Annotated in this window: 6 protein-coding genes; 4 read left to right on the top strand and 2 right to left on the bottom strand. The window is 71.7% G+C overall.

The window, feature by feature from the left end:
• Nucleotides 1-556 (top strand): IucA/IucC family C-terminal-domain containing protein (locus GTW43_RS20355; RefSeq protein ID WP_272922548.1); only part of this gene is annotated, 556 nt, incomplete at its 5' end.
• A gap of 54 nt (nt 557-610) precedes the next feature.
• Here the strand turns inward: GTW43_RS20355 and GTW43_RS20350 are convergent.
• Nucleotides 611-2,227: a beta-N-acetylhexosaminidase gene (locus tag GTW43_RS20350; protein WP_161303449.1), complete on the bottom strand. Its 1,617-nt coding sequence runs from the start codon at nt 2,225-2,227 to the stop codon at nt 611-613.
• Nucleotides 2,228-2,364: 137 nt separating this feature from the next.
• Between GTW43_RS20350 and GTW43_RS20345 the strand changes: the two genes are divergently transcribed.
• Nucleotides 2,365-3,246: a DUF4429 domain-containing protein gene (locus GTW43_RS20345; protein ID WP_161303448.1), complete on the top strand. Its 882-nt coding sequence runs from the start codon at nt 2,365-2,367 to the stop codon at nt 3,244-3,246.
• 24 nt (nt 3,247-3,270) lie between these two features.
• Here GTW43_RS20345 and GTW43_RS20340 read toward each other — a convergent pair whose 3' ends face one another.
• Nucleotides 3,271-4,842, bottom strand: coding sequence for a metallophosphoesterase family protein (locus GTW43_RS20340; RefSeq protein ID WP_202501746.1), 1,572 nt, complete (start codon nt 4,840-4,842; stop codon nt 3,271-3,273).
• Nucleotides 4,843-5,064: 222 nt separating this feature from the next.
• Here GTW43_RS20340 and GTW43_RS20335 point away from each other — a divergent pair, with 222 nt between their 5' ends.
• Together GTW43_RS20335 and glmS are read left to right on the top strand one after the other, a co-directional pair.
• Nucleotides 5,065-5,322, top strand: a complete 258-nt coding sequence (locus GTW43_RS20335) for a hypothetical protein (protein ID WP_161303446.1) — start codon at nt 5,065-5,067, stop codon at nt 5,320-5,322.
• A gap of 53 nt (nt 5,323-5,375) precedes the next feature.
• Nucleotides 5,376-7,193 carry a glutamine--fructose-6-phosphate transaminase (isomerizing) gene (gene glmS / locus GTW43_RS20330; protein ID WP_161303445.1) on the top strand — a complete coding sequence of 606 codons (1,818 nt, stop codon included), beginning with the start codon at nt 5,376-5,378 and terminating at the stop codon, nt 7,191-7,193.
• The last annotated feature ends 245 nt before the right edge of the window (nt 7,194-7,438 follow it).

Below are 7,438 nucleotides of genomic sequence, written 5' to 3'. Positions count from 1 at the left end.
TGGTCTGACGCCGCGGGAGTGGCTGAAGCCGTACCTGCGGGCGTACCTGACCCCGCTGCTGCACAGCTTCTACGCCTACGACCTCGTGTTCATGCCGCACGGCGAGAACACGATCCTGGTCCTGGACGAGCGGGGCGTCGTGCGGCGGGCGATCTTCAAGGACATCGCCGAGGAGATCGCGGTGATGGACCCGGACGCGGTGCTGCCGCCCGCCGTGGAGCGCATCAAGGCCGAGGTCCCCGACGACATGAAACTCCTGTCGATCTTCACGGACGTCTTCGACTGCTTCTTCCGCTTCCTCGCGGCGAACCTGGTCACGGACGGCGTCCTGGACGAGGACACGTTCTGGTCGGCGGTCGCGGAGTGCGTGCGCGACTACCAGGAGTCGGCTCCCCAACTGGCCGAGAAGTTCGAGCGGTTCGACCTGTTCGCCCCGGCGTTCGCGCTGTCGTGTCTGAACCGGCTGCAACTGCGCGACAACCAGCAGATGGTGGACCTGGCCGACCCGTCGGGCGCGCTCCAGCTGGTCGGCGATCTGGCCAACCCGATCGCCTGACCCGGCGGAGACAGACCAGGGGCTCGGGAGACGGTCCTCCCGAGCCCCTTCGGCCTACTTCTGCTCCGCCGCGGGCCAGGGCACCTGCGGCGACCTGTAGTACCCGATGCCGAGCGCGTCCCAGCGGGGCGCCTGCGCGGCGAGCCGCACCTTGTAGGTGTCCCAGTCGTGCGTGGCGGCGGGCGACCAGCCGAGCTCGGCGACGCCGGGCAGCCGCGGGAACGCCATGTAGTCGAGGTGCGCGGACGTGGACAGCGTCTCCGCCCACATCGGCGCCTCGACGCCGCGCACCGACGAACTCGGCGCCCCGGGCAGGTAGTTGCCCGGGTCCCAGTCGTAGGAGCGCTGCACCTCGACGTATCCGGCCCAGTGCAGGCCGAGCGGGGTGTCCTTGTCGTACTGCATGTCGAGGTAGGTCCGGTCGGCGGGCGAGATGATGAGCCCCGTGCCGTTCTGCGCGGCCTTCGCGACCTGGGCCTTCTCCGCGGCGCTGGTGCTGTCCAGGCCCCAGTACTGGGCGAGGGCGCCGGCGACGGGCGTGGCCTCGGTCAGCTGGTGCCAGCCGACCACCGTCTTGCCGTACTTGGCGACGACCGGCTGCACCCGGTTCATGAACGTCACGTAGTCCTCGTGGCTCGTGGAGTGCGCCTCGTCGCCGCCGATGTGCAGGTACCGGCCCGGGGTGATCGCGGCGACCTCGCGGATCACGTCGTCGACGAAGTCGTAGGTGAGGTCCTTGCCGACGCACAGCGAGCTGAAGCCGACGTCCGTGCCCGTGTAGAGCGGGGGCGCGACGCCGTCGCAGTTGAGGTCGGCGTAGGAGGCGAGGGCCGCGTTGGTGTGGCTCGGCATGTCGATCTCGGGCACGACCTCCAGATAGCGGGAGGCCGCGTACCGGACGATCTCCCGGTACTGCGCCTTGGTGTAGTGGCCGCCCGCGCCGCCGCCCACCTGGGTGGAGCCGCCGTACGTGGCCAGTCTCGGCCAGGAGTCGACGGCGATGCGCCAGCCCTGGTCGTCGCTGAGGTGCAGGTGCAGCTTGTTGACCTTGTAGAGGGCGAGCTGGTCGATGTAGCGCTTGACCTGGTCGACGGTGAAGAAGTGCCGGGCCACGTCGAGCATGGCGCCGCGCCACGCGTAGCGCGGCACGTCCTGGACGGTGCCGCCCGCGATCAGCCAGGGACCCGGCTGCCGGGCGGTGGACTCGATCCGCGGCGGAAGCTGCTGGCGCAGGGTCTGCACGCCGTGGAACAGTCCGGCGGCCCGGTGCGCGACGACGGTCACGGACCGGCCGTCGCTGGTCAGCCGGTATCCCTCGGCGCCCAGCGCGGTCTCCTCGGCGCTGACCTTCAGCCGGATGCCGTCGCGGGCGGCGCTGTCCGTCACGGGCAGCCGGTACCCGGTCGCGGGCCGCAGCAGACCGGCCAGGTAGCCGCCGATCCGGCGGGCGTCACCGGAGCGGTCGTCGACCCGGATCCGGGTCTTCGCCGTGATCTCGTAGGGGGTGGGGGCGGGCGTCACCGACGCGGGCGCGGGCACGATCCGCCCGAGCGGCACGGGTTCCCCGGCGGGTGCCGCGGCGGCGGATCCGGCGCCGAGCGCCCCGGCCCCGGCGGCGACGAGCAGGAGCGCGCCCAGCAGGGCGGCGGTCGGGCTACGGTGCTTCCTCACAAACGGTCCCTTCGACGGGGTCGCTGGCGGCGTTCGTCGTGCGGTGGAGCAACCGATCGGTCACCATGCGTACCGTCCGCCCCGGTCACGGTCAAGGTGTAGACCACTCCCCCGGGCCCGGATGTCAGAATCCCCCCATGGCGGAAATCATCCAGAAGGACGGGACGTGGACGTTCGACGGGGAGACGCTGCGGCTGGTGCCGGGGCGCGACAAGGGCGTGAGCCTGCTCCGCCGCACGCTGGGTGAACTGGCGCTGCCGCTGCACGCGTTGGCCGGCATCTCCTTCGAGCAGGGCCGCAGGTCCGGCCGGCTCAGGCTGCGGCTGCGGGACGGCGCGGACCCGCTCCTCCAGGCGACCGGCGGCAAACTGACGGACGGGCAGGACCCGTACCGGCTGACCGTCGAGACGGACCGGTACGGGGTGGCCGAGTACCTGGTCGACGAGGTGCGCAGCGCGCTGCTGCTCGACGAGGTCCCGGCGACGCCGTGCACCGCCTACGCGCTCCCGGGGCCCTCGGTGCCGCTGTCCGTCTCCGCGGGGGACGGCACGGCGAGCTTCGACGGGGAGCAGGTCCGGCTGGAGTGGAACTGGAAGACGGAGGAGGGCAAGGCCTCGACCGGGGCGCGGCTGCTGCCGCTCGCCGAGATCACGGCCGTGGAGTGGCAGCCCGCCGAGGGCCTGGAGAACGGGCACCTGCGCTTCGTGATCCGGTCCGCCGTGACGAAGGCCCCGCCGAAGCACGATCCGAACGCGGTCGAGCTGTGGGGCTTCAAGAAGGACCCGCTGATGGCCCTCGTCGCGGCGGCCGTCCAGGCGCGTCTGCCGCACCCGGCGGCGGCCGCGGCGCCGCCCGCCGCCGCCCTGCCCGGGCCGCCGGAGCCGGTTCCGGCCGGGCCCGCCCCGGACCACGACGCCCTGCTGCGCCGCCTTCGCGAGCTGGGCGAGCTCCACCGGTCGGGCGTGCTGACCGAGGAGGAGTTCGCGGCGGCGAAGGCGGCGGTGCTCAGGCAGATGTGAGCGGGGCTGCGGGGGCGCCCCGGGTCAGTGCCGGACCCGGCGGGCGACGACGAAGCGGTCGATCTCGGCGCCCGTCTCGGCGATGCCGCGCACCGTGAGGGTGGCGGTGCGGCCCGGTGCGGCCGGCCGCACGTCGACCCGGAGGAACGAGTAGTCGGTGTAGCGCACCCGCGACCAGTCGACGGTGACCGGCTTCTTGCTGCCGTCGGCCTGTGTCACGTAGGAGGCGAAGGGGTCGACGTCCTTCTCGTGGCCCGCGTAGGTGTCGGCCACGGGGAAGGAGTACAGGCTCTTTCCGGCCGCGCCGGCGGTGACGTAGACGACGCCGTCCGTCTCCGGGTACGCGGTGCCGCCGATCGGCAGCTCCTTGGTGACCCTGTCGCCCTTGAGGACGTCGGAGCGCTCGTAGACGTGGTTGTGGCCGTTGATGACGAGGTCGACGGTGTACTTGTCGAACAGCGGCACCCATTCCTTGCGGACGCCGCCCTCGGAGGCGTGCGACGTGGCGGTGCAGTAGGCGCAGTGGTGGAAGAAGACGACGATGAAGTCGATCCCGGAGCCGTGCGCCCGGAACTTCTTCAACTGGCCCTCGAACCAGGTGGTCTGGGTGCCGCCGGAGAGCCCGAGGTTGGCCGGGATCTCCCAGGAGACGTCGTTGGCGTCGAGGGAGATGACGGCGGTGTTGCCGTGCACGAAGGAGTAGACGCCGGGCAGGTTCTTCGGGTCGGGGCCGTTCGCGGGCGGCGCGAAGCGGGCCTCCTGGCTGCCGTAGCCGTGCGGCGCGTACCAGGCCTCCATGTCGTGGTTGCCGTAGGAGACCATCCACGGCACGGACTTGGCGACCGTCTCGGTCTGGGCGAGGAACTGGTCCCAGGTGCGCGCGTCGAACGTGTCGGTGGTCTGACCGGAGCCGGACGGGTCCGCGTAGGCGATGTCACCGGCGTGCAGGTGGAAGGAGGGGCCCTGCGCCAGGATCAGGTTGTCGTTGGCGAGCGCGTGGTAGCTGACGCCCTGGTCGCCGAAGGCGGTGAAGGTGAAGGACTCGGCGCGCGAGGGCGCGGTGGTGAAGGTGCCGATCGTCCCGGCGAACCTCGGCGAGGCCGGGTCGAAGCCGCGGTGGCCGACGCCGTAGTAGTAGGTCCGGCCGGGCCTGAGGCGGCTCAGCCTGGCGTGGACGTAGTACTGGGTGTGGTCGGCGCTGGTGCCGACACCGGCGGGGGTGTAGAGCGCGCGGACCTCGGCCGGGATCTTCCGCGAGAGCTCGCCGGCGTGCGCGCCGATGCGGATGTACGGGTCCTTGACGGGGGCCGGGACCTGCCAGGAGACGGTCATCTCGGTGCGCGGGTCGGTGCCGTAGGAGAGGTGCCGGCCGAACGGGGCGACGAGCGCGCCGTCGACGTGCTCGGTGGCGGGCCCACCCGCCGGGGCGGCGGTCGGGGCGGCGGCGAGCGCGGCGCCCGGCACGAAGGCTCCGCCGGCGACGGCGCCCAGCGTCACGGCGCCGCCGCGGATCACACTGCGCCGGGAGAAGCGGGACCGCAGGTACTCGTGCTGCTCGGCGAGCGGCCGGTCGGCGAGCTCGGCGGGTACGCCCATACGAGGAATGTCCATGGCGAGAAAGTTGCTGGGGGCGACCGTCCCGGCCGGATACGCCGGGTGAACGCGCGCAGAACAGGCGGCATGGCGCCCTTCAAGGCTTGACCACTTTCCCCCCAAGAGCCTCGGAACTGCTCCTTCCGCTGCCCTCCGCCCGTGACCCCTGCCCGAAATCGGGCAGATTTCTTGCGAAAGCCCGCACCGTCCCCCAGGATCAGCCGAGTGCACGAGGAACTTGTCGATCACCTGACGCGCAGCACCCCGCTGAACCGGGGCGAGGCACTGCGGGTGGTCCAGGACGTGCTCGCCTACTTCGACGAGTCGGCGGAGGACTACGTCCGCCGCCGCCACCGCGAACTCCAGGCCCAGGGCCAGGTGAACGCGGCGATCTTCGAGCAGATCCGGGCGGATCTGCGGTACCGGGCGGTCGCGCCGCCGGAGCTCTCGCTCCGTCAGCTGCGCCGCATCGTCTACGGCTGACCGGCCGCGTCCGGCCGGCCGGACCGTTCGACCAGAGGGGATTTCCAGAACTCATGTGCGGAATCGTCGGTTACATCGGCAAGCGGGACGTCGCCCCGCTCCTGCTCGAGGGCCTGCAGCGCCTCGAGTACCGCGGCTACGACTCCGCGGGCGTCGTCATCAGCAGCCCGAAGTCCCCGGGCCTGAAGATGGTCAAGGCCAAGGGCCGCGTCCGCGACCTCGAGGCACGGGTCCCGGCCCGCTTCAAGGGTACGACCGGCATCGCCCACACCCGCTGGGCCACCCACGGCGCCCCCTCCGACGAGAACGCCCACCCGCACATGTCCGGCGACAACGCGGTCGCCGTCGTCCACAACGGCATCATCGACAACGCCGCCGAGCTGCGCACCAAGCTCGCCGCCGAGGGCGTCACGTTCCTCTCCGAGACGGACACCGAGGTCCTCACCCACCTCGTCGCCCGCTCGAGCGCCGAGAAGCTCGAGGACAAGGTCCGCGACGCGCTGCGGCTCGTCGAGGGCACGTACGGCATCGCCGTCCTGCACGCCGACTTCCCCGACCGCATCGTCGTCGCCCGCAACGGCTCGCCGGTCGTCCTCGGCATCGGCGACAAGGAGATGTTCGTCGCCTCGGACATCGCCGCGCTCGTCTCCCACACCCGCCAGATCGTCACCCTCGACGACGGCGAGATGGCCACCCTCAAGGCCGACGACTTCCGCACGTACACGACGGAGGGCACGCGCACGACCGCGTCCCCGACCACCGTCGAGTGGGAGGCCGCGTCCTACGACATGGGCGGCCACGACACGTACATGCACAAGGAGATCTCCGAGCAGGCCGACGCCGTGGACCGCGTGCTGCGCGGCCGCATCGACGACCGCTTCTCCACCGTGCACCTCGGCGGCCTGAACCTGGACGCCCGCGAGGCCCGCTCCGTGCGCCGCGTCAAGATCCTCGGCTGCGGCACGTCGTACCACGCCGGTCTCATCGGCGCCCAGATGATCGAGGAGCTCGCCCGTATCCCCGCGGACGCCGAGCCGGCCTCCGAGTTCCGCTACCGCAACCCGGTCGTCGACCCCGACACCCTCTACATCGCGGTCTCCCAGTCCGGCGAGACCTACGACGTCCTCGCCGCCGTCCAGGAGCTCAAGCGCAAGGGCGCCCGCGTCTTCGGCGTCGTCAACGTCGTCGGCTCCGCGATCGCCCGCGAGTCCGACGCCGGTGTCTACGTCCACGCCGGCCCCGAGGTCTGCGTCGTCTCCACCAAGTGCTTCACGAACACCACGGTCGCCTTCGCGCTGCTCGCCCTGCACCTGGGCCGCATCCGCGACCTGTCCGTCGCCGACGGCAAGCGCATCATCGAGGGCCTGCGCAAGCTCCCGGCCCAGATCACGGAGATCCTCGCCCAGGAGGCGGAGATCAAGAAGATCGCCGAGGAGTACGCGGACGCCCGCTCGATGATGTTCATCGGCCGCGTCCGGGGCTACCCGGTCGCCCGCGAGGCCTCCCTCAAGCTCAAGGAGGTCTCCTACATCCACGCCGAGGCCTACCCCGCCTCCGAGCTCAAGCACGGCCCGCTCGCGCTCATCGAGCCGGCGCTCCCCACGGTCGCGATCGTCCCCGACGACGACCTCCTGGAGAAGAACCGCGCCGCGATGGAGGAGATCAAGGCCCGCTCCGGCCGCATCCTGGCCGTCGCCCACCAGGAGCAGGAGAAGGCCGACCGCACGATCGTCGTCCCGAAGAACGAGGACGAGCTGGACCCCATCCTGATGGGCATCCCGCTCCAGCTCCTCGCCTACCACACGGCCCTGGCCCTCGGCCGCGACATCGACAAGCCCCGGAACCTGGCGAAGTCGGTCACGGTCGAATAGCAGACCAGCCGCCTGCGGGCGCGTACGGGGGGTCTGCGCGCAGCCCCTGCCTCCGGCGGGAGGGGGAGGAAGGCTGCGCGCAGCGCACGCCTAGAGGGGGAAGGCTGCGCGCAGCGCACGCCTTCAGGGGCGCGGGGCCGTGACATCAGCGGCTCCGCCGCAGGGCGCGACCAGCCCCCACCGCACCCGCACACCTTCAGCGGCGGGGAAGGCTGCGCGCAGCGCGTGCCTTCAGGGGCGCGGGG

Source organism: Streptomyces sp. SID5785, assembly GCF_009870065.1.
Taxonomy (GTDB): Bacteria; Actinomycetota; Actinomycetes; order Streptomycetales; family Streptomycetaceae; genus Streptomyces.
Note: the sequence above shows the minus strand (reverse complement) of the source record. Positions and strands in the feature narration are given on the sequence as shown.